Source organism: Salinimicrobium catena (assembly GCF_900102915.1).
Lineage (GTDB): Bacteria > Bacteroidota > Bacteroidia > Flavobacteriales > Flavobacteriaceae > Salinimicrobium > Salinimicrobium catena.
Genome location: NZ_FNGG01000003.1, coordinates 14,045 through 36,218, shown reverse-complemented (window position 1 = coordinate 36,218; position 22,174 = coordinate 14,045). Strand labels below are relative to the sequence as shown.

Sequence of the window (22,174 nt, the reverse complement as noted above, 5' to 3'; positions counted from 1 at the left end):
ATGAAGATAGCTTTACTGGGCTACGGAAGAATGGGTAAGACGATTGAGAGACTGGCCACAGAAAGAGGCCATGAGATCGTATTCAAAATAAAAGATGACGTAGCCAATTATGACCTTTCCAAAGCCGATGTCGCGATCGACTTCAGTGTTCCTGATGCTGCTTTTCATAATATCACAACCTGTTTTGAGCAACAAGTCCCGGTTATTTCAGGGACAACAGGCTGGCTTGAAAAATATGACGAGGCTGTGGAAATTTGCAAAGAGAAGAACGGGGCATTCATATACGCTTCCAATTTCAGTCTTGGAGTGAACCTCTTTTTCGAGCTAAACCGGAAACTGGCAGAAATGATGAGGCCCTTCAAGGATTATTCAGTTTCCATAGAAGAGATCCATCACACACAGAAACTGGATGCCCCCAGTGGAACGGCTATTTCATTAGCTGAACAGATCATTGAAAATTCAGATAAAAAAGGATGGAAGCTTGATCATGCGGCAGAAGGTGAAATTCCTGTCAGAGCAAAAAGAATAGAGAACGTACCGGGGACTCATATGGTCTCCTATGACTCCAAGATCGACAGCATCAATATTGAGCACATAGCGCATTCCCGGGAAGGGTTTGCCTTGGGTGCTATCGTTGCTGCGGAATGGATCAGGGACAAAACAGGTGTCTTCACCATGAAAGACGTACTTTTTTAATGTAACAGAACCTAAGTATTTCCTACAAACAAGAACAAAATAACGACTCATGATATTCACTCACTGGATCCTCTTTTTCCTGATAGTTCAGCTCATCCATTTTCTGGGAACCTGGAGACTATACCAAAAAGCAGGAAGAAAAGCCTGGGAAGCAGCTATCCCAGTTTATAATGCTGTGGTCTTGATGAAGATCATCAAAAGGCCCTGGTGGTGGGTGATCCTGTTGTTTATCCCAATAGTGAACCTTATCATGTTTCCGGTGGTGTGGGTGGAAACCATAAGAAGTTTTGGTCGTACCACAACCTGGGAAACGGTACTTGCGATCGTTACCCTTGGGTTGTACATCTTTTACATCAATTATGCTGCAGATGTGGAGTATCGCGCAGATCGATCGTTGCATCCGGGAAGTGCTGCGGGCGAATGGATAAGTTCCATTTTATTCGCAGTGGTAGCCGCTACCATCGTGCACACCTATGTGATGCAACCTTTTACCATCCCTACTTCGTCCCTTGAAAAAACCTTACTGGTAGGAGATTATCTTTTTGTGAGCAAATTCCATTATGGAGCCCGTACTCCCATTACTTCAGTCGCTTTCCCTATGGTTCATGATACCATTCCGGGGCTGGGAATTAAATCTTACCTGAAAGACCCATACATTCCTTATTTCAGGCTACCGGGCTTCCAGAATATTGAGCGAAATGATATCGTGGTATTCAATTGGCCGGTAGATACCGTAAGACAGTTTTTTGACACCTCCGGCATGAGCTATGACAAACCCATAGACAAAAAATCGAACTATGTAAAGCGTGCGGTAGGACTGCCGGGAGATTCTCTGGAGATCATTGACGGAAAGATCCATATCAACAGCCAGCCGCTTCAGCTGCCGGATAGGGCAAAACCTCAATATTCTTACACCGGAACAACCAAAGGACAGCCCCTTGATGCCTACACCCTTTACAAAATGTACGGGATCACTGACGGGTTTTATTACAACCCCAACAGCGGACAATTCTTTATCCAGGCCCTTTCAGAAGAAGCGTATGAGCGGCTGAAAAATAATCCAAATGTCGCTACCCTCAAAAGAGAAGTGACCCCTGCCGGAGAAATGGACCGGGGCATCTTTCCTAATAACCGCAGAAAGACCTGGAACAGAGATAATTTTGGACCGGTATACATTCCGAAGAAAGGGGAAACTGTAAAACTTGACCTGCAATCCTATCCATTCTACCGCAGGATTATCGAGGTGTATGAAGGCACAGAAATGGGCAGGGAAAACCACCTAACCCTTGACGGCACCCAGGTGCTGCTTAACGGCGAACCTGTTGACTCCTATACCTTTAAACAGGATTATTACTGGATGATGGGTGATAACCGTCACAACAGTGAAGACAGTCGTTACTGGGGTTATGTTCCTGCAAACCATGTGGTAGGGAAACCTGTGTTCATCTGGATGAGCCTGGATCCAAATGCTTCCGGATTCAGTAAAATCAGATGGGACCGCATGTTCACCACGGTAGGTGGCAAAGGCGAGCCTGTTTCTTATTTTCCATATTTCCTTGTGATCCTGGTTGGCCTTTTTGGCTACAGCTTCTTCAGAAAAAAGAAAAAGAAATAGCCACTCACTATGCAAAAGGTACTTCTTCACCCCTCCTATTTTGGGCCGGTTTCACAGTTCGTGGCAATGGTACAGGCCGAAAAAGTCATATTTGAGAACGAGGATAATTTTCAGAAGCAAACCTATCGCAACAGGATGTACATCTATGGGGCGAACGGCAAGCTACAGCTGAACATCCCCGTGAAGCATACCGGCAACAAAAGTCAGCATCAGAAGTATAAGGAGGTAAGGATCGAGAATGATTTTCAATGGCAGAAACAGCACTGGAAATCTTTGCAAACCGTCTACCGCACGTCTCCTTTTTTTGAGTTCTACGAAGACGACTTTGCACCGCTCTATTACAAAAAGTTCGAATACCTGCTTGATTTCAATTATCACTGTCTTGAAGTAGGTCTGGAGGAATGCCTCCAATTGGAGCTTGATGTTTCAAAAACCGAAGAATACATCAGGAATCCGGAAGATGTTACAGACGGCCGCATCCTTGCCGAGGCAAAGTCAAAGATCAAACATGACCTTACACCTTACAACCAGGTATTCCAGGACAAATTCGGGTATCTGAATGACCTTAGTGTGGTCGACCTTATCTTTAATGAAGGTCCCAATGCATTGAACTACCTAAAACAACAGAAATTAACTCTTTTCTAATTTAGATCGAAGGTAGCGCTAACCGGAAAATGATCTGAATACTGTACCTCATAGGTAGTGAATTCCAGCACCTCCAGCCCTTCACTTGCCAGGATGAAATCTATTCTTAACGGGAAGAACCTGAAATCGAAGGTACGGCCAAATCCGTTTCCGGCTTCCTTATAGGCGTCATAAAGGCCTTCAGATTTCAGTTCACGGTAAATATATGAGTAGGCTGTATTATTGAAATCTCCCATCAGGATGATCTTATAAGGAGTCCTTCTAATAAGTCTAAGTACGATCTCCATTTGGGTTTGCTGCCGCACAAAGGTCTGCCCCATTCCCAGGAACACCTTTTTGGAATGCTCCTGCTCCAGTTTGTTCATATTCGGCTTTACGCTGAAGGATTGCAGGTGTACATTTATGATCCTTATGGTATCATTTCCTTTCACCACATCGGCAAAAATGGCATTATTGTTACTGCCGGTGGGAAAATCAAGCGACCCCCTGTTTACTATGGGATATTTCGACAGAATGGAAAGGCCAAATTCTGCGCTTCTATCCTTCAACTTGATATATTTATGCGGAAAACCATCGGCTATATCGAGTTCTCCCTTAAAATACTCCTGCATGGCAACTACATGTGGATCTTCTTCTTTCACAAAGGTGGAGATCTTTTTAGGGATATCTATATCCTGAGACCAGCCATATTCATTGAATTGTCGCACATTGTAGCTCATCACCCTGAACTCCTCTTTATCGGGCCCGGCATCTTCAGAAGAAGAGATCTCGTAGATCGAGGTAAGGTGATTGAAACCTATCAGCAGCACGACCAAAGACAATAAAACCTGTCTTTTAAGGCGAAACAGCCAATAGAGAAAAAAGATGATATTCACCAGGATCAAAAAAGGCACCCCGAGGCTAAAGACAGAAAGCAGCGCGAAACTATCCGGCGGAATGTAGGGCAGCAAATAAGAGAACAGCAGCATTGCCGCAAAAAGCGAATTCAGGAAAAACAGGAATTTATCGAACCAGTTTAGGCCTTTCATTAATTTTCTTTTCCTGCGTTGAACAAATAATCCTTTTCCTGCTTGGTAAGACTATCATAACCGCTTTTACCTATTTTGTCCAGTATAGCATCGATCTTTTCCTGCTCCTCTTTTTTATTACGGCTTTTGCGGGTTTCTGCGGCCGACGCAGTAGAATTGCTGCTCTTTCTGCGATGCACGGTCTTTAGATTGCTGCGCCGTTGTGATCTTTTACTGCTGCTGAAGAGTGATCCAAACCAGTCCATCATTTTTTCAAATCCGCTGGCAATGTCATTTCCTTTTCCTAATTGTTTGGCGTAGATATACCCGAAAGCTGCACCCCCTAGGTGTGCCAAATGTCCGCCGGGATTGTTCAGCGGGATCTGGATCACGTCCAGCACCACCAGGAAAGCAGCGATCCACCAGAACTTGATGCTGCCAATAAGCATCAGCCTGATTCGCATATGCGGAATATGGGTGGCGATACCCACCAATACGGCCATCACCGCGGCTGAAGCTCCCAGTAAATACGACCTGCCCAATCCCTGGAAAGCAGGGAACAGATTGTAGCTAGCCATATAGACCAGCGCACCAAAAATGGCTCCCAAAAAGTAGAAATTAAGCAACTTTTTCGGAGAAAAGTAATTCAGAAAATAGATTCCGGAGTAATAAAGGATAAGCATGTTCCCAAGGATATGCCATATCCCGCTGTGCAGAAAGGCATAGGTGATGATAGACCAAGGTTTAAAAAGGAATTCTGCAGGTTCTTTTGGAAAAACGAACCACTGCAGCAGAAAATCCGAATCCAACTGGAAAAGATAAGCAATGGTCTTGAAAAGAAAGAACAGCACGAACACAGCCACGTTTATGACTATCAGTTTCTCAGTCACTGTTGCCGTTTTGAGCTTATATCTAAAGTTTCCAGATCTTCTCATCAATCCCACCTGTTTTGGTTAAACTGGTTCTTTTTCCAGTACCACATCATGATAAATCCAAACAAAGCACCTCCCACGTGTGCGAAATGCGCGATGCCTCCTCCAAATATAGAATATCCCGTAAAACCTGAAAAGAGGTCCAGGCCAATTAATGCCGGAATAAAATACTTTGCCTTGATGGGCACCGGCACAAAAAGCAGAAATAATTCCACATTCGGGAACATCATTCCAAACGCCACCAAAATGCCATATATTGCACCCGATGCCCCTACTGCCGGGGTATTGTAGGCCATATAGAATTCCCGCAACATCTCTTCAGAAACATTGTTCAGGATCCCGGTATTATACTGCCCGGTATCCAGCAACGCATAGATACCTTCCGGCTGCATTCCCGCTTCCACCAGCTCAGAAAAGCCGGTCTGGAAGTGGTAATAGTTCACCAGCGTGTGTATCACGGCCGCGCCTATTCCTGCCGAGAAATAAAAGAAAATGAACTTGTTCTTTCCCAGCATCTGCTCAATGGGACTACCAAAAGCCCAAAGGGCGTACATGTTGAAAAGAATATGCATGAATCCACCATGCATGAACATATGGGTTAGCACCTGCCAAACCCCAAAATTTTCATTTTTAAAGAACCACAGGGAAAAATATTGATACGCCTGATCTCCTAAAGTTAATGTACCTATAAAAAATATGATGTTTATGATCAATAGAACCTTTACGGTTTCGGTCATTCTTCCCATTTACATGAACTTTTTGTCTAATTCGTCTACTGTTAAGGTAATAAATATAGGTCTATTATACGGAGATAAAGTTGATTCTTTGCAGGCAAATAAACTATTAACAATATTTTGTTGTTCTTCGGAATTAAGAAGGGTCCCGGACTTTACGGCCATTCCCTTGGCGAGGGATTTTGCCAGGATATCGATCTGCGAAAAACTGCTGCCGGGCACCTCGTTTTCAAGGTCAGAGAGCAGCTGCTCCAGCAGAATGGCCACTTCACTTTCAGAGATAAGCGTGGGAATACCGGTGATCTCTACGGAATCTTTACTGAAGTTCCCAAAAATGAAGCCCGTTTGCTCCAGCGATTCTTCGTTCTCTTTAAGCAGCTCCATCTCGTTGGTGGAAAACTGAAGCCTAAGCGGAAATAACAATTGCTGGCTCACGGCCGAAGTCACCGTTATGTTCTTTAGTAGTTCCTCATAAAGGATGCGGGAATGGGCCCGGTGCTGATCTATGACCAGGATCCCGCTCTTAAGAGTGGAAACTATGTATTTTTTGTTCAGCTGAAAAGTGGTACTTCCCGAGCTCTTTTCCTCGCTTTGCCCAAAAAGGTTCCCGGTAACCTCATCGCTCTCAAATTCCACCTGATTGATGGCCGAAGGCGTGCTGAAATCTTTCTGATCAAAATCGGTGTACAAACTTTCCCAGCTTCCGGAACTTTTCTCCTTTCGGAAACCTGAAGAAGAATATCCTCCCGATCTTTCATTTTGAAAAGGATTGAAATTAGGATCAACTTCCACCTTTGGCGGCACCGGTCCTTTATTTGAGAATTCATAGGGAGTGTCTAAAGTGGCATCGCGGTCAAAATCGAGAACGGGAGCTACATTGAACTGCCCCAGACTATGCTTGATGGCACTTCGCAAGATAGTGTACAGCGAATGTTCGTCATCAAACTTGATCTCGGTCTTGGTAGGATGGATATTGATATCAATGCTCTTTGGGTCTACCTGCAGGTAAAGAAAATAGCTTGGATAAGCCTTATCCTTCAGCAGGCCTTCAAAAGCAGCTGTAACGGCATGATTGAGGTAGGGACTTTTAATGAAACGGTCGTTCACGAAAAAGAACTGCTCTCCCCTGCTCTTTTTGGCGAATTCAGGTTTCCCGACAAAGCCGCTGACTTTGACGATCTCGGTATCTTCCTCTACAGGCACCAGCTTTTCATTGGTCTTCCCGCCGAAGATGTTCACGATCCGCTGCCTTAGATTGGTCTCAGGCAGCTGAAAAAGCTCGCTGCCATTATGGAACAATGAGAACTGAATTCCTGGGTGAGCCAACGCCACCCGCTGAAATTCATCAATGATATGGCGAAGTTCCACGGTGTCACTTTTCAGGAAATTACGTCTTGCAGGAATGTTGTAAAAAAGGTTCTTTACGCAAAGCGTGGTCCCTTCAGGAGTAACGCAGACATCCTGGGAAACCACTTCGCTCCCTTCGATCTTTATGCAGGTGCCTACCTCATCATCGTTCTGCATGGTCTTCAGCTCTACATGGGCGATAGCCGCAATAGAAGCCAAAGCTTCTCCCCTAAAACCTTTTGTCTTCAGACTAAAAAGGTCTTCGGCTGAATTTATTTTGGAAGTAGCGTGGCGTTCAAAACACAGGCGGGCATCGGTAAGACTCATTCCCTTACCATTATCGGTAACCTGGATGAGCGTCTTTCCCGCTTCTTTAATAAGTACTTTAATATTGGTTGCTCCTGCATCAATGGAGTTCTCCAGCAATTCCTTGATCACGGAAGCCGGTCGCTGCACCACCTCACCAGCGGCAATTTGATTGGCAACATGGTCTGGCAGGAGATGAATAACATCAGTCATTTACTGGGGATTGGTAAAAATAGATAAATCAAAGTCTATGATCCAGAGAAAGATAAGAACCAAAATAGCGATTATGAGAAGTACGCGCGTGTTGATCTCACGGTTCCCGCGGGTACGGCTTAACTTGCGCGCCTCTGCCCATTGCGATCCAAAATCAATGTCATTGGTTGTCTCCTTGTATTTATGGAACTTGGAATCAAAGCTGTAGATATTGCCCGTATCCTTGCCTTTATAATACCGCGGAGTGTAATTATAACGCTGATTTTTTCGCTGCTTGTAAAAATTGATCCTCAAACTACTTTGTCTTTATTTCCGGAAACTCAAATTTACTCAAAAAGCCCAAGAATTCCGAAGTTTCCTTACGCAAAGTATCAGCCGCAAAAACAGTGCCGTGAGAAGATATTTTAAAAGCGGGCGTCCTTGCGCAGTTGGGCCATCTTGATGGCAGCCACTGCAGCCTCGGCTCCTTTATTGCCGTGTTTCCCGCCAGAGCGGTCAATGGCCTGCTGAATGTTCTGGTCTGTGAGCACGCAGAAGATAACGGGAATATCGCTTTGCACGTTCAGGTCTTTTATGCCCTGAGAGACAGCCTGGCAAACAAAATCAAAGTGTTTGGTCTCACCCTCTATCACGCTGCCTATGGCAATGATGGCGTCAAGCATATCATAGCTCTCCTGCATCTTTTTGCAGCCATAGATCAGCTCGAAACTTCCCGGTACGTTCCAGCGAACTATCTTACGCTCCAGCACCTCATTTTCCAGGAGCACTTTTACAGCGCCTTCATACAAACCTTCGGTGATATTGTCGTTCCATTCAGAAACAACGATCCCAAACCTGAATTCCTTCGCGCTCGGGATCGTGTCTTTATCGTATTCTGAAAGATTCTTTCCTTCTGTAGCCATAGTCTACTGCATTGCCTTTGCCTGTCCTAAATAAACAGCCACTTTGTTAGCTTCGGCAGACTCAGGGAATTCATTCTTGATCCTGTTAAGGTATTCTACAGCCGCGTCTCCGTCTCCTAACTGAATCGCCACAACTGCAGCCTTCAGAAGAAATTTAGGAGTTGTAAAGCTGTTTGTTCTCATATTGGCAGCTTCCTCGTAGTACCCAAGGGCATCCTCTGGCTGGTCAAGCTGCATGAAAGCATCACCAATTCCTCCTTTTGCAAGCGGAGCAATGATCTCGTCGTCGCTTTCAAACTCATCCAGGTTATCGATAGCCTTTTGGTATTGGTTGGTGTTAAGGTATGCCATCCCTGCATAGTAGTGCGCAAGGTTTCCGGCTTTGGTACCACCGTAATTCTCTATGATGTCTTCAAACCCGAATTTTCCCTGTCCTCCTGTCAATGCCAGGTTGTACAAAGAATCGTTTTGGGTTTCCAGCGCCTGGTCAAAATACTGCTGCGCCTGGAACATTTCATTGGCAGCTTCAGCTTCCTTTGGCTCCTGGATGAATTCCTCGTAAGCAAGATATCCCAGGATCACGGCCGCAGCCAATCCAATGATAATGAAAATATACTTTTGATTTCGGGCAACCCACTCTTCGGTCTTACTCGCGCCTTCATCAAGTGTGTTAAATACTTCGGCTGTTGTTGACTGATCTTCTACCGTATTTTGCTCTTCTTCTTTGGTATTAGGTTTATATCCCCTTTTCTTGTAAGTTGCCATAAATAAACGTTAATTGAAGGGCAAAAATAGAATATTTCTTTAAAATTAAAAGGGAAATAATTTGTTTATTTATCCTAATTTGCACGGCCTAAAGGACAGGAAAATCCGGAGACCTTCTTAAAATCATTTTGCTGAAGAACAGCTGTTTATGTTTCTAAAATCCTTATCTCTATTAAATTACAAGAACTTTGAATCGGCCAATTTTGATTTTGACCCAAAAATAAATTGTCTTGTAGGCTTCAACGGAGTGGGCAAAACCAATGTGCTGGACAGCATCTACCACCTCTCCTTCGGAAAAAGCTATTTCAACCCTATCACCAGTCAAAACATTCGTCATAACACCGAATTCTTTGTGATAGAAGGGCAGTTCGAAAAGCAGGGTCGCGAGGAGCAGATCATCGTGAGCGCCAAAAAGGGTCAGAAGAAGGTGATCAAAAGGAACAACAAGCCTTATGAAAGGTTCAGCGAGCATATTGGTTTCATTCCCACGGTGATCATTTCCCCTGCAGACAGGGACCTGATCATAGAAGGCAGCGAAACCCGCCGAAAGTTCATTGACGGGGTGATTTCCCAGAGTGACAACCTGTACCTCAACAGCCTTATCAACTACGGGAAGATCCTGGCTCAGCGGAATTCCCTTCTAAAATATTTCGCGGCAAACCACACTTTTGACCGCGATACGCTTTCGGTCTATGACCACCAGCTGGAAGAACTGGGGAATGTACTTTACGAGAAGAGAAAAGCCTTTTTGGAAACCTTTATTCCTATTTTTCAGAAGCGGTATGCCACCATCAGCAATGAGCGGGAAGAAGTCAGCATTACCTATAAGAGTCAGCTGGAAGAGGAGCCTTTCAAAAAGTTGCTGGAAGAGAACCTTCAAAAAGATATGACGCTCCAGTACACCTCTGTAGGAACGCATAAAGACGACCTGGTTTTCGAGATCGCCGGGCATCCCATTAAGAAATTCGGCTCCCAGGGGCAGCAAAAGTCTTTCTTAATTGCCTTGAAACTGGCACAGTTCGATTTCATTAAGGACCTCAGCAAGGTCTCACCTATTTTATTAATGGACGATGTTTTTGACAAACTGGATGAAAACCGGGTGGCCCATATCGTTGACCTGGTAGCCACCAATGAGCTGGGCCAGCTGTTCATAAGCGACACCCACGCCGACCGCACTGAGAAAGTGGTCAAACAAACCGGCCAAACCTATAAAATGTTCAGGTTATGAAAAAGCTGATTTTGCTGCTTGTTTTAGCAATTGTTTCCACCGCCTGTCATCAACAGTCGGATGAGGAAAAGATTAATAATCTAAACGGTTACTGGGAGATCAAGAAAGCCGAGCTCCCCGAAGGCATTACCAAGGAATTCAAATTCAGCGAACTGGTAGATTACATACAGGTAGAGAACGGGGAAGGCTTCAGAATGAAGGTCAGGCCGCAATTGGGGGGCAGTTTCATTACTTCAAAAGATCGGGAAAATTTCGAGGCTAAGGTTGAAAATGACAGCATTAATTTGTACTATACCACTCCTTACAATTCGTGGAAAGAGACCGTGATCTCTTCCGAAGAAAATGAATTAAAAGTGATCAACCCCCGGGGGATCATTTACACTTATAAAAGATTCACACCTTATTCTACAGATTATGGCCAGGAGGATTAACGACCATTTAAGCATCAGCGAAGCATTGCAGGAATTCGTTTCAGACAACAAACTTCAAAAAGGTCTGGACAAGGTTCACGTGCGCGATGTGTGGAACAGCCAAATGGGCCCGGCCATTGAAAAATATACCACAGCCATCAAACTGGAAAAAGACACTCTGTTTGTACAACTAAGTTCTTCTGTGCTCAGGGAGGAATTGAGCTACGGAAAAGAAAAGATCATCAAGATGCTTAACGAGGAACTGGGCAGGGAGCTGGTCAAAAAACTTGTTTTGCGCTGATTTCTTCGGAAGGAGTTTTCTTCAAAATAATTGCTTCAGAATATTCATTTTTAAAAGCTGGTTTCCACTTCCGGAAAAGGCTAAAATTCCCTATCTTTTAAGGATTCAAAAAGAACAGGATGGTCACCCCGGAAGAAATGGTAGAAAATCAACTGAAGGCCCGGAACATCCATGATCCTAAGGTGCTTCAGGCCATGGAAGAGGTAGACCGCGCCCTTTTTGTTCCCGAAGATCTGCAGCATAAAGCCTACGAAGACCGTCCGCTTCCAATAGGAAGAGATCAGACGATCAGTCAGCCGTACATCGTGGCGTACATGGCCGAGCAGCTTCAGCTAAAAAAAACAGACAGGGTGCTGGAGGTGGGCACCGGCTGCGGCTATAATGCGGCGGTACTTTCCCGACTGGCCCGACACGTCTTCAGCATTGAGATCATCGCCTGGCTTGCAGATCTTGCGGTAGAGAACCTGCAAAAAACGGGTTTTGAGAACATCACTACCCGCTATGGCGACGGGTATTCCGGCTGGGTTGAAGAAGCTCCGTTTGACGCCATTATCTTAACGGCCGCTCCCCCAACCATTCCCAAACCTCTTAAGGATCAACTCAAGATTGGTGGACGCATACTGGCCCCGGTTGGCCGCATCAATCAGCAACTCCTTCTGTTGCACAAAACGGGCCCCGACAGTTATGAGGAAAAACGGCTGCTCCCCGTGCGCTTTGTGCCCATGACAGGCAAAGCAGATAAAGGCGGGAAATATGGCAGATAGATCAAGAAGCACAGCAGCACGCGAATTATTAGAAGGATATTTGGAACGCACCGGAGTTACCGGTGAGGGCGACAGTGCAAAACGGTATCTATGGACAGATGCTTTTGCCGTACAGGCCCTGTTCGGGCTATCTCACATTTTTGAAGACAAATACTTCCAGGACCTAGCTCTAAAATTGATCGCCCTGGTGCATGAGCACCTGGGCAGCCATCATCCCGATGATCTTCGTAAAGACAGGATCAGCGGCCTTTCTGAAAAGGAAGCAGCTTTGCATCCCACCATAGCCGGTCTCCGAATAGGAAAAAACCTGCCGGAGCGGCGGGAGGATCAATCCTATAACAGTCAGCTGGAATGGGAACGGGACGGGCAGTATTTTCACTACCTCACCCGCTGGATACAAACGCTATTACTCGCGCACCGAGAAACAAATTCCGAAGAGTATGCGGTTTGGGCTTTGGAGCTCATACTGGCTGCAGAACGATTTATTTACAGAGAGGGAGATCACATTGGCATGTACTGGAAAATGGACACGGTACTTTCCCGGCCCCTGGTTGCCAGTACCGGTGCCCATGATCCGCTTGAGGGAATGTTCTGCGCAAAGAGCATTCAGCTGGCGCTTCCTGAAAGAGCAGCAGAACTTGATCCTTTGGTGAGGAAGCTGGAAGAATTGTGCCGGGGCAGGGACTGGGCAACTTCAGATGCACTGGGAATAGGAGGATTACTCCTTAACACCACCCGGGCAGCAGAGATCATAGCTCAAAACGGTAAACTGATCTCTGAAGTAAAACCTCAAAAGCTGTTGAAAGACAGCCTTTATAGCCTGCAGATCTTCACTCCAGGGTTTCACGACCAGCAACCGGCAGGCAGAAGGCTCGCCTTCAGGGAAGGTGGTTTATCTTTAGGAATTCGCAGCCTTAATGGCAGAAAGGAAGATCTTAAAATGCTGCAACCTGAACTGGAGCAGCTCCAGAAATATCAAAACGTGGCCAGGAAGATCGAAGATTTTTGGCTGGAGCCTCACAACAGGGAGGCCCGCAGCTGGCAGGAACACCGGGAGATCAACACAGTCACCCTGGCCTGCAGCCTTCTCGCCGTGCAGGCGCCACAGGTATTTTCATAAAAAAACCACCTTTAAAAAGGTGGTTTTTCACTATAACTCCAAAAAAGGGAATTCTTAGAACATTTCTCTTCCGGCGAAATGGAAATCTCCTTCTATTTTAGCGTTCTCGTCGCTGTCACTTCCGTGTACGGCATTCTCACCTACAGAAGCAGCGTATTTTTTTCTGATAGTTCCTTCAGCAGCATCTTCAGGGTTTGTAGCCCCGATCAACGTTCTGAAATCTTCCACAGCGTTCTCTTTTTCAAGGATCGCAGCTACGATAGGTCCGCGGGTCATGAATTCAACCAGTTCTCCGAAGAAAGGACGCTCTTTGTGGATCTCGTAGAATTTCTCGGCATCACGACGGGTCATTTGAGTAAGCTTCATTGCTACTATTCTGAATCCGGAAGTTGTGATCTGCTCTAAAATAGCTCCAATGTGTCCTTTTTCAACTGCATCGGGCTTTAACATGGTGAAGGTTCTGTTTCCTGCCATTATATGTTTTTTTAATTTGGCTGCAAAAATAAGCATTTCCTTCCCATTTACAATAAATTAAACCCAAAAGGCCCTCTTTTCTATCATTTTTTCAGAAACACTAATTTTAAGATCCTCAAATTATAGGTATCTTCGCCCTCTATGACAAATGAAGATATTTCAAAGATCAAGGAGTTGCTGGATACTCCAAAGAAGATAGTCATCGTACCGCACAAAGGGCCCGATGGAGATGCCATGGGTTCTACCCTGGCCCTAAAACTGCTTTTGGAAAACCGGCACCACTATGTTCAACTCATCGCTCCCAATGATTACCCCGAATTCCTAAAATGGCTGCCGTATAGCGAAGAGGTGATCAACTATGAAAAGGAACAGGAAAAGAGCAACGAATATATTGCGGAAGCCGATGTTATCTTCACCCTCGACTTCAACCACCTTTCCCGCGCCGGGGAAATGAAGGAGGCACTCGAGACGGCCAAAGCCGATTTCATCATGATAGACCACCACCAGCAGCCAGATGATTACGCCGTGGTAACCTACAGCGATGTCACCATGTGTTCAACATCTCAAATGGTGTATCATTTCATTCATAACATCGGACTCGAAGACCATATCAACGCGCAGATCGCTACCTGCCTGTACACCGGTATTATGACCGATACAGGCTCTTTCAGGTACCGCTCCACCACCAGTCTTACCCACCGGGTGATCGCTGACCTTATTGAAAGGGGCGCCGATAATACCAACATTCACGAGAACGTATACGACACCAACTCCTACAGCCGACTACAGTTGCTGGGGGTAGCTCTGCAAAATCTCAAGGTGGTGGAAGGTCTAAGAACCGCTTACATCGTGCTGTCTCAGGAAGAACTGGATCATCACAATTTCAAAAAAGGCGATACAGAAGGTTTTGTGAATTACGGTCTTTCCCTTTCGGGAATCGTGTTTGCGGCTATCTTTATTGAGAACAGGGCAGACAACATCATCAAGATCTCTTTGAGGTCAAAAGGCACATTTTCGGTGAACGATTTTGCCAGGAAACATTTCCAGGGCGGTGGCCACATCAATGCGGCCGGCGGAAAGAGCGACCTCAACCTGGCCGAAACCATTGCGAAATTTATTAGTATCTTACCAGACTACAAAACAAGTTTATCCATATGAGGAAGATGACCTTAATGCTGCTGGGGGTATTGATCCTGATGTTTTCCTGCAAATCGCCGGAAGCCAGGAGGCCTGTCACACAAAAATCGGGTTCTTACATCAACGAAGCCATTGAACGCAACAAAAAGATCGTGGCTGCCGAAGAAGAACAAATTCAGGCCATTATAGAGGAAGATTCCACCAATGAATACATCTCCTCCCCTAACGGTTTCTGGTATTACTATAATGAAAAGGATTCTACAACCACTACTACTCCCGATTTTGGTGATGTGGTTGAGTTCGACTATGATCTGAAGACCCTCGACGGCCAGACCATCTATTCCAGTGAAGAGCTCCCTACCAGGACTTACGTGATGGACAAAGAAAAACTCTTCAGCGGAATGAGGGAAGGGCTGAAACTTATGAAAGAAGGAGAAACCGTCACCTTTCTGTTTCCGTCGCACAAAGCCTACGGATATTACGGCGACAAGAAGAAGATAGGCAGAGACGTTCCGGTCATTTCCACCGTAACCCTGCATAAAATAACCGAAGAAAATAAAACCCAAAACCAATAATCCAAGAATGAAAAAGATCAGCTTATTACTCTTTGGCATCGTTTTGATGTCTTTCACGGCCTGCAATGAAGAATATCCAGATCTTGAAGACGGGATGTATGCCGAATTCAAGACCAACAAAGGCATTTTTGTAGCCGAATTGTTCTATGAAGCCACTCCTATGACCGTGGCGAGCTTTGTTTCCCTTGCCGAAGGAGAAAGCACCATGGTACAGGACGATTACAAGGAAAAGAAATTCTATAACGGACTTACCTTTCATCGGGTGATCGAAGATTTTATGATCCAGGGGGGAGATCCGCAGGGAACCGGAAGCGGCGGCCCGGGATACAAATTCCCAAACGAGATCGTGGACACGCTAAAACACGATTCCAAAGGAATCCTTTCTATGGCCAATTCAGGTCCTAACACCAACGGAAGCCAGTTCTTTGTTACTTTGAAGGATACACCGTGGCTCAACGGTATGCACACCGTTTTTGGTGAGGTCGTACAGGGGCAGGAAGTGGTAGACCAGATAGGTTCTGTGGAAACCGGTCCAAACGATAAACCTGTAGAGCCTGTGGTGATGGAAGAAGTTAACATCATTAGAAAAGGTAGTGACGCCAAAAATTTCCAGGCTTCTAAAGTGCTAAGCAAAGAGCTTCAGGATTTCAAAGCTGAAGCTGAAGCCAAAGAGCAAAAAATGACCGAGCTGAGAAATGCCAAGAAAACCCGTTATGAGGAGTTGAAGACTGAAGCCAAAGAGCTTGAAAGCGGTTTGCAGATCACCTTTCTAGAAGAAGGAGAAGGACCTCAGCCAAAGCTTGGGGACACTGTAATGGTGAACTATGAGGGCTACCTGCCAGACGGACATCTATTCGACAGCAACATCGAACAAGTAGCCGAAGAAGCGGGAATGCTTAACCAGCGAAGAAAGGAAATGGGAGGATACGCTCCAATGGCCGTGTTGTACAGCCCAGACGCACCAATGATCCCAGGATTCAAAGAAGGCGTACAGCAAATGAAGGTGGGTGATAAAGCCGTATTGTTCATCCCTGCTCATTTAGGATATGGAGAACGCGGAGCACCACCGGTGATCCCTCCATCTAGTGACCTAATTTTTGAAATTGAACTGGTAAAGATCCAGGAATAACTTTCAAACAGGATTTAAAAAAGAGGCGGCCAAAAATCCCTTTTTGACCGCCTCTTTTTTTATATCAAGATCAGAATTACTTCTTCTCCGGAACATTTTTAAGTACTTCCAGCACGAACTTCCAGTATTTCTGCGCCGAAGAGATGCTGGCTCTTTCATCGGGCGAATGCGCGCCGCGAATGGTGGGCCCAAAGGAGATCATATCCATATCAGGATAGTTATGCCCCAGGATACCACATTCAAGTCCCGCATGGCAGGCAGCGATATCTGCTTTCTCTCCGTTCATTTTTTGATAGAGTTCATCCAGCACCTTCAGGATCGGGGAATCCATATTGGGCGCCCATCCCGGATAAGCGCCTGAAAGTTCCACTTCAAAACCGGCCATTTCAAATCCGGAGCGAATACTGTTGGCCAGGTCAGTCTTGGTAGATTCTACCGAAGAACGGGTCAAGCAAAGTATCTCTATTTTTCCGTTTTTCACCGTCACCCTGGCGATGTTATTAGAGGTCTCGACCAGTCCTTCAATATCAGGACTCATTCTGTACACGCCGTTATGTGCGGAATAGACTGCCTTCAACAGCAATTCCTGCACACCCAGCTCCATCACTTTTTCGGGCATTTGGGTCTCCTCGATCTCAATGAGGAGTTTTGGCTCAAGGGAATTATATTCCTGCTGAATGTCCTGGATCAATTTTCCAGCTTCAGCTGAAAAATCCTCTTTCTGCACAGATTCTATGGTGATCACCGCTTCGCTCTCGCGGGGAATGGCATTGCGAAGACCCCCGCCATTGATCTCGGCGATCCTCATTCCGAAGTTTTCAAATCCGCCGAAAAGAACCCGGTTCATGATCTTGTTGGCATTTCCAAGGCCCTTGATGATATCCATTCCGGAGTGCCCGCCCTGCAGGCCTCTCACTTTCACTTTATAAGCCACGGAATCCTGCGGCACCTCTTCTTCATTGTAGCTGCGGCTGGCGGTGATGTCCACGCCTCCGGCGCAACCAATACCGATCTCATCATCTTCCTCGGTATCGAGGTTCAAAAGGATGTCCCCTTTTAGAAGTCCCGGCTTAAGCCCCATGGCTCCCGTCATTCCGGTTTCCTCGTCTATGGTAAATAACGCCTCAAGTTCTGGATGCGCGATCTCGTCGCTTTCCAGGATGGCCATCATGGTGGCCACTCCCAGTCCGTTATCGGCACCAAGCGTGGTACCTCTTGCACGAACCCAGTCTCCATCAACGTACATGTCGATACCCTGGTTCTCAAAATCGAAATCGGAGTCGTTATTCTTTTGGTGCACCATGTCAAGATGAGACTGCAGGACCACAGCTTTCTTCTTCTCCATTCCCGGGGTGGCCGGTTTCCTGATGATCACATTCCCTACCTCGTCTACTTCGGTTTCCAGGCCAAGGCTATTCCCAAAGTTCTTCATAAACTCGATCACCCTTTCCTCCTTTTTTGAAGGCCGAGGAACGGCGTTAAGATCTGCGAATTTATTCCAGAGTGGCTTTGGCTCCAAAGCTCTTATTTCGTCATTCATTTTGTTGCTTTTTTGAGTTTCCCACAAAGATAAGTTTATTCAATAAAAAATTACCAATGATCAATTATCTACAGAAACGAGAAAATTTCCAAACCCCAAGCACCAAATTCCAATCTTTACCCGAAGCTTTCACCTTCAGAAATTAATAATTCTAAAATCTAACATTTCAATACTCAATACTCATTACTCACGTCTCATTACTATTCTCTATTTTTGAAAAGTGAAGAAAAGATCAGCCCTTATTTTAGCCATGCTTCTCCCCGTTCAGATCGTGGGCATAAGGATCCTGGCCATGTATCCTGCTCTTGTGGAAGAATGGTACAGCCTTGGGATTTACCCGGTTACCTCTTCTTTAATGCGAATGGGCTTAGGTTTTCTGCCGTTCTCGCTGGGCGATATTCTTTACGCGGCGCTGGTGATCATGCTGCTGCGATGGATCTTCAGAAGGTTTAGGCAAAGGTTCAGGAATCCCAAACGGTGGGGTCTTGAAGCCCTGGCAGTGCTCTCTCTCATCTATGCCTGCTTCAACATCTTTTGGGGCTTCAATTATTACCGCCTGCCCCTGCATGAAACCCTTGAAATTGAGAGCGACTACTCCACCGAAGAATTGACAACTCTCACAAAACAGCTAATCGAAAGATCGAACCAGATCCATCTTTCCCTCACCGGGAATGATTCTCTGAAGGTAGAAGTCCCCTACTCCAAGTCTGAACTACTGGAACTAACACCAGTGGGCTATGAGAACCTGGAACACATTTTTCCGGAACTGGATTACGACAAGGTAAGCCTTAAAAGATCTCTATACAGTCTGCCCCTCACCTACATGGGATTTAACGGCTATTTAAATCCACTCACCAATGAAGGGCAGGTAAATACCATTATCGTTCCCTTTAAGATCCCAACCACCGCCAGCCATGAATTGGGCCATCAGCTGGGATTTGCCAAAGAGAACGAAGCCAATTTCCTGGCTTGTCTCTCGACCATGAACCATCCCGACGAGTATTTCAGGTATTCGGGATATACTTTCGCGCTGAGTTACTGCCTCAGCGAACTATATTTCAGGGAACCCGAGCTGACGGAATCTTTAATGGATGAGATCAATTACGGGATCAGGCTCAATTACAGGGAAGTCCGGGAATTCTGGGAGAGGCACAAAAACCCAATGGAACCAGTTTTTATGTACACTTACAACAGCTTTTTACAGGCCAACAATCAGCCCGAAGGCATGAAAAGCTATAGTTATGTGGTGGCTCTGCTGGTAAATTACTTCAAAGATCGTCCGGATTCCTTCTGAAAGGAAAAGATTACATTTTTTTCTATCTTACGGGCTTAATTTTTCATAAACCTACAATCCTAAACTTTTTTATGAGATTCAAATTTCTATTATGCCTCCTGTTGAGTGCCTCCCTTGGCCTGCAGGCGCAGGAGTATTTTCCGAAGAACGACGCCGTCAAGGCCGAAAAGAACACCAATTATACGGTGTTTAAGAATGCAAAGATCCACGTGGATCCTTCAACCGTTATCAGTAACGGAATGATGGCCATTAGAGACGGTAAGGTGACGGCAGTGGGAAAATCCATTGACATTCCTGCCAATGCTGTGGTGATCGACCTAAAGGGAAAGGAAGTCTATCCTTCTTTCATTGATCTTTACACCCACTTCGGGATCGAGAAGCCGAAAAATGAAAATGGTAATCCTTACAGCGGGAATCCGCAGTACGACGCATCCCGCGAAGGTTACTATTGGAACGACCACATTAGACCTGAAACTTCTGCGCTGGAGACCTTTAAATATGACGCTAAAGAAGCTGAAAACCTTCGGAAGCTGGGTTTTGGAGTGGTGAACACTCACATGCCCGACGGGATCGTGCGCGGTACCGGGATGCTGGTAGCCCTGAATTCTGCAGGAACCGAAGGAGACCGCATTTTAGACCAAAAGTCGGCTCAATACCTTTCCTTCGAAAAAAGCGCGAAATCAAAGCAGGTTTATCCTACTTCCATCATGGGAGCCATGGCGCTGCTGAGACAGACTTACCTGGATGCCGACTGGTACGCAAAAGGAAATACAGACAACAAAGACCTGGCGCTTGAAGCATTCAACGAGAACCGCAATCTGGTGCAGATCTTCAAGACAGACGGATTGCTGGACGAATTGAGGGCCGACAAAGTAGGTGATGAATTCGATGTGCAGTATGTTATCGTGGGATCGGGAAAGGAATTTGAAAGGCTTGATGCCATCAAAGCCACTAACGCGACCTACATAGTACCTATAGATTTTCCGAAGCCATTTGATGTGGAAGACCCGTATATGGCCTCTTACTCCAGCCTTGGCGACATGAAGGAATGGAACCAGGCTCCTGCCAACCTTAAGATGATGGCAGAAAAAGGCATTCCTTTCACCCTTACCGCATACGACAATAAAGAATTCAAAGACAACCTTCTTAAGGCGGTGGAATATGGCCTTAGCAAAGAAAAAGCCCTTACGGCCCTTACCACCGTTCCCGCGAAAGTAATGGGAAAAGAAGGTAAGCTGGGGACCCTGAAAGAAGGAGCCTGGGCCAATTTCATCATCACCTCAGGTGATTATTTCGATAAGGAAACTACCCTTTATGAGAACTGGGTACAGGGAAAACGCAGCGTTATCGAGGATATGAACGTTGTTGACCTGAAAGGGAACTATGATGTTGCCGTAGGCGGCAACACCTATAAAGTAAAGGTCACGGGAGAGCCAACAAAGCCGAAGACCGAGGTGAAGCTGAATAACAATAAAATAGGCTCTAAAGCCACGTATAAGAACAACTGGCTTAACTTGCTGTTGTCTTCACCCGATACTACAAAAACTGAATATACCCGACTTACGGCAAAAATCCCGGAGGACGCAAAAAGCTTCAGTGGAAAGGCCATTTTAAGCAATGGTTCAGAAACCACTTTTACCGCTACCCGCACCGGAGATGCTTCCGAAGAAAAAGATAAAAAGGATAAAAACAGTCATCCTGAGGTATTGCCCATAACTTTCCCTAACATGGCCTACGGATTTGAGAGCCTTCCGAAGCAACAGGATATCCTGTTCAAGAACGCGACGGTGTGGACCAATGAGGCTGAAGGGATCGTGAAAAACACCGATGTACTGGTGAAGAACGGGAAGATCGCCAAAGTAGGAAAAGACCTTAACGCCCGTGGCGCGACCGTGATCGATGCAACAGGGAAGCACCTTACCACCGGAATAATTGATGAGCACTCGCACCTGGCGGCATCGGCCGTGAACGAGGCGGGACATAACTCCTCGGCAGAAGTAAGAATGGAAGACGTGATCGACCCGGATGACATAGGGATCTACCGAAACCTGGCCGGAGGGGTGACCACCATGCAGCTGCTGCACGGTTCTGCCAATCCAATCGGCGGGCAATCGGCTATTCTTAAAATGAAATGGGGACAGGATCCTGCAGAAATGTTGCTCGACAATTCGCCCAAGTTCATCAAGTTCGCTTTGGGTGAAAATGTGAAGCAGGCCAACTGGAGCAGCACTTCGAGATTTCCGCAAACGCGCATGGGTGTGGAACAGGTATTTATTGATTACTTCACCCGCGCTAAGGAATACGAGGAACTAAAGAAAAGCGGAAAGCCTTACCGCAAGGACATCGAACTGGAAACCATCATCGAGATCCTGAATGGGGAGCGCCACATCACCGCCCACTCTTATGTACAGAGCGAGATCAACATGCTGATGAAGGTGGCCGAGCAGTACGGGTTCAATGTCAATACCTTTACCCATATCCTGGAAGGTTATAAACTTGCCGATAAGATGGCCGAGCATGGTGCCGGTGGTTCGACCTTTTCTGACTGGTGGGCCTACAAGTACGAGGTAAAAGACGCCATTCCGCAGAACGCTGCCATCATGCATGAAGCCGGGGTGACCGTGGCCATTAACAGTGACGATGCCGAAATGAGCCGCAGGTTAAACCAGGAAGCTGCCAAAAGTGTGAAATACGGGGGCATTTCTGAAGAGGAAGCCTGGAAATTCGTGACACTGAATCCGGCGAAGCTGCTTCACATCGATGACCGCGTAGGAAGCATCAAGGAAGGTAAGGACGCCGACCTGGTACTGTGGAACGACCACCCAATGTCTGTCTACGCCAAACCAGAAAAGACTTTAATTGAAGGAGTGGTTTATTTCGACCTGGAAAGAGACAGGGAACTTAGAGAAAAGATCGACAAACAGAAAAACCTGCTTACCACCCAGATGCTGAAGGCTAAAAACAACGGACTGAAGACGCAGCCGGTGAAAGATTCCAAGAAAGAAGAGCTGCACTGTGACACCATTCATTTAAACTAAAG

General features: G+C 46.0%; 22 protein-coding genes. 13 read left to right on the top strand and 9 right to left on the bottom strand.

Annotated elements, in window-relative coordinates:
* Genes dapB through BLS64_RS07950 form a run of 3 tightly spaced genes read left to right on the top strand, consistent with a single transcriptional unit; the run spans window position 1 to window position 2,956 of the window.
* On the top strand, window positions 1–696 hold the full coding sequence (gene dapB / locus BLS64_RS07960) for a 4-hydroxy-tetrahydrodipicolinate reductase (RefSeq protein WP_093113005.1): 696 nt from the start codon (window positions 1–3) through the stop codon (window positions 694–696).
* 49 nt (window positions 697–745) lie between these two features.
* Entirely contained in the window at window positions 746–2,311 is a 1,566-nt protein-coding gene (gene lepB / locus BLS64_RS07955; protein WP_093113004.1) for a signal peptidase I, read from the top strand.
* A 9-nt stretch (window positions 2,312–2,320) separates the two neighbouring features.
* Complete coding sequence (locus BLS64_RS07950) at window positions 2,321–2,956, top strand: WbqC family protein (RefSeq protein ID WP_093113003.1); 636 nt, start codon at window positions 2,321–2,323, stop codon at window positions 2,954–2,956.
* Here the strand turns inward: BLS64_RS07950 and BLS64_RS07945 are convergent.
* The 7 genes from BLS64_RS07945 to BLS64_RS07915 all read right to left on the bottom strand — a co-directional run bounded on the left by BLS64_RS07945 (window position 2,953) and on the right by BLS64_RS07915 (window position 9,162).
* On the bottom strand, window positions 2,953–3,984 hold the full coding sequence (locus BLS64_RS07945; RefSeq protein WP_093113002.1) for an endonuclease/exonuclease/phosphatase family protein: 1,032 nt from the start codon (window positions 3,982–3,984) through the stop codon (window positions 2,953–2,955). The genes BLS64_RS07950 and BLS64_RS07945 overlap by 4 nt on opposite strands.
* Window positions 3,984–4,898, bottom strand: a complete 915-nt coding sequence (locus tag BLS64_RS07940; protein ID WP_093113001.1) for a rhomboid family intramembrane serine protease — start codon at window positions 4,896–4,898, stop codon at window positions 3,984–3,986. Before BLS64_RS07940 ends, BLS64_RS07945 begins: the two co-directional genes overlap by 1 nt.
* A complete protein-coding gene (locus tag BLS64_RS07935) occupies window positions 4,898–5,641 on the bottom strand; it encodes a rhomboid family intramembrane serine protease (protein ID WP_093113000.1) in 744 nt (247 codons plus the stop codon). Before BLS64_RS07935 ends, BLS64_RS07940 begins: the two co-directional genes overlap by 1 nt.
* The gene (gene mutL / locus BLS64_RS07930; RefSeq protein ID WP_093112999.1) at window positions 5,642–7,495 is read right to left on the bottom strand and encodes a DNA mismatch repair endonuclease MutL; all 1,854 of its coding nucleotides are present in this window, start codon (window positions 7,493–7,495) and stop codon (window positions 5,642–5,644) included.
* The gene (locus tag BLS64_RS07925) at window positions 7,496–7,789 is read right to left on the bottom strand and encodes a hypothetical protein (RefSeq protein WP_093112998.1); all 294 of its coding nucleotides are present in this window, start codon (window positions 7,787–7,789) and stop codon (window positions 7,496–7,498) included. It abuts the gene before it with no gap.
* 110 nt (window positions 7,790–7,899) lie between these two features.
* Window positions 7,900–8,397, bottom strand: a complete 498-nt coding sequence (ribH, locus tag BLS64_RS07920; RefSeq protein WP_093112997.1) for a 6,7-dimethyl-8-ribityllumazine synthase — start codon at window positions 8,395–8,397, stop codon at window positions 7,900–7,902.
* A 3-nt stretch (window positions 8,398–8,400) separates the two neighbouring features.
* Window positions 8,401–9,162 (bottom strand): tetratricopeptide repeat protein, encoded by a 762-nt coding sequence (locus BLS64_RS07915; RefSeq protein ID WP_093112996.1) that lies wholly within the window; start codon window positions 9,160–9,162, stop codon window positions 8,401–8,403.
* Window positions 9,163–9,310: 148 nt separating this feature from the next.
* Here BLS64_RS07915 and recF point away from each other — a divergent pair, with 148 nt between their 5' ends.
* From recF to BLS64_RS07890, 5 genes are all read left to right on the top strand, one after another.
* Entirely contained in the window at window positions 9,311–10,390 is a 1,080-nt protein-coding gene (gene recF, locus BLS64_RS07910) for a DNA replication/repair protein RecF (protein WP_093112995.1), read from the top strand.
* Entirely contained in the window at window positions 10,387–10,821 is a 435-nt protein-coding gene (locus BLS64_RS07905; RefSeq protein WP_093112994.1) for a lipocalin family protein, read from the top strand. Before recF ends, BLS64_RS07905 begins: the two co-directional genes overlap by 4 nt.
* Window positions 10,805–11,101 carry a DUF721 domain-containing protein gene (locus BLS64_RS07900; protein WP_093112993.1) on the top strand — a complete coding sequence of 99 codons (297 nt, stop codon included), beginning with the start codon at window positions 10,805–10,807 and terminating at the stop codon, window positions 11,099–11,101. Before BLS64_RS07905 ends, BLS64_RS07900 begins: the two co-directional genes overlap by 17 nt.
* Before the next feature lie 119 nt (window positions 11,102–11,220).
* On the top strand, window positions 11,221–11,865 hold the full coding sequence (locus BLS64_RS07895) for a protein-L-isoaspartate(D-aspartate) O-methyltransferase (RefSeq protein ID WP_093112992.1): 645 nt from the start codon (window positions 11,221–11,223) through the stop codon (window positions 11,863–11,865).
* Entirely contained in the window at window positions 11,855–12,985 is a 1,131-nt protein-coding gene (locus BLS64_RS07890) for a hypothetical protein (RefSeq protein WP_143019284.1), read from the top strand. The genes BLS64_RS07895 and BLS64_RS07890 overlap by 11 nt, the downstream gene beginning before the upstream one ends.
* 54 nt (window positions 12,986–13,039) lie before the next feature.
* Here BLS64_RS07890 and BLS64_RS07885 read toward each other — a convergent pair whose 3' ends face one another.
* Window positions 13,040–13,459 carry a nucleoside-diphosphate kinase gene (locus BLS64_RS07885; RefSeq protein ID WP_093113267.1) on the bottom strand — a complete coding sequence of 140 codons (420 nt, stop codon included), beginning with the start codon at window positions 13,457–13,459 and terminating at the stop codon, window positions 13,040–13,042.
* A 141-nt stretch (window positions 13,460–13,600) separates the two neighbouring features.
* Here BLS64_RS07885 and BLS64_RS07880 point away from each other — a divergent pair, with 141 nt between their 5' ends.
* From BLS64_RS07880 to BLS64_RS07870, 3 genes are read left to right on the top strand one after another with little or no spacing between them, the layout of a single operon-like run.
* A complete protein-coding gene (locus BLS64_RS07880; protein WP_093112990.1) occupies window positions 13,601–14,617 on the top strand; it encodes a DHH family phosphoesterase in 1,017 nt (338 codons plus the stop codon).
* The gene (gene gldI, locus BLS64_RS07875) at window positions 14,614–15,171 is read left to right on the top strand and encodes a gliding motility-associated peptidyl-prolyl isomerase GldI (RefSeq protein ID WP_176763449.1); all 558 of its coding nucleotides are present in this window, start codon (window positions 14,614–14,616) and stop codon (window positions 15,169–15,171) included. The genes BLS64_RS07880 and gldI overlap by 4 nt, the downstream gene beginning before the upstream one ends.
* Before the next feature lie 7 nt (window positions 15,172–15,178).
* Window positions 15,179–16,300 carry a peptidylprolyl isomerase gene (locus BLS64_RS07870; RefSeq protein WP_093112989.1) on the top strand — a complete coding sequence of 374 codons (1,122 nt, stop codon included), beginning with the start codon at window positions 15,179–15,181 and terminating at the stop codon, window positions 16,298–16,300.
* A gap of 76 nt (window positions 16,301–16,376) precedes the next feature.
* Here BLS64_RS07870 and BLS64_RS07865 read toward each other — a convergent pair whose 3' ends face one another.
* Window positions 16,377–17,840 (bottom strand): aminoacyl-histidine dipeptidase, encoded by a 1,464-nt coding sequence (locus BLS64_RS07865; RefSeq protein WP_093113265.1) that lies wholly within the window; start codon window positions 17,838–17,840, stop codon window positions 16,377–16,379.
* A gap of 220 nt (window positions 17,841–18,060) precedes the next feature.
* On the opposite strand from BLS64_RS07865, the gene BLS64_RS07860 reads away from it, so the two are divergent.
* Both BLS64_RS07860 and BLS64_RS07855 read left to right on the top strand, forming a co-directional pair.
* Complete coding sequence (locus tag BLS64_RS07860; protein WP_176763448.1) at window positions 18,061–19,134, top strand: DUF3810 domain-containing protein; 1,074 nt, start codon at window positions 18,061–18,063, stop codon at window positions 19,132–19,134.
* 71 nt (window positions 19,135–19,205) lie between these two features.
* The gene (locus BLS64_RS07855; protein WP_093112988.1) at window positions 19,206–22,172 is read left to right on the top strand and encodes an amidohydrolase family protein; all 2,967 of its coding nucleotides are present in this window, start codon (window positions 19,206–19,208) and stop codon (window positions 22,170–22,172) included.
* The last annotated feature ends 2 nt before the right edge of the window (window positions 22,173–22,174 follow it).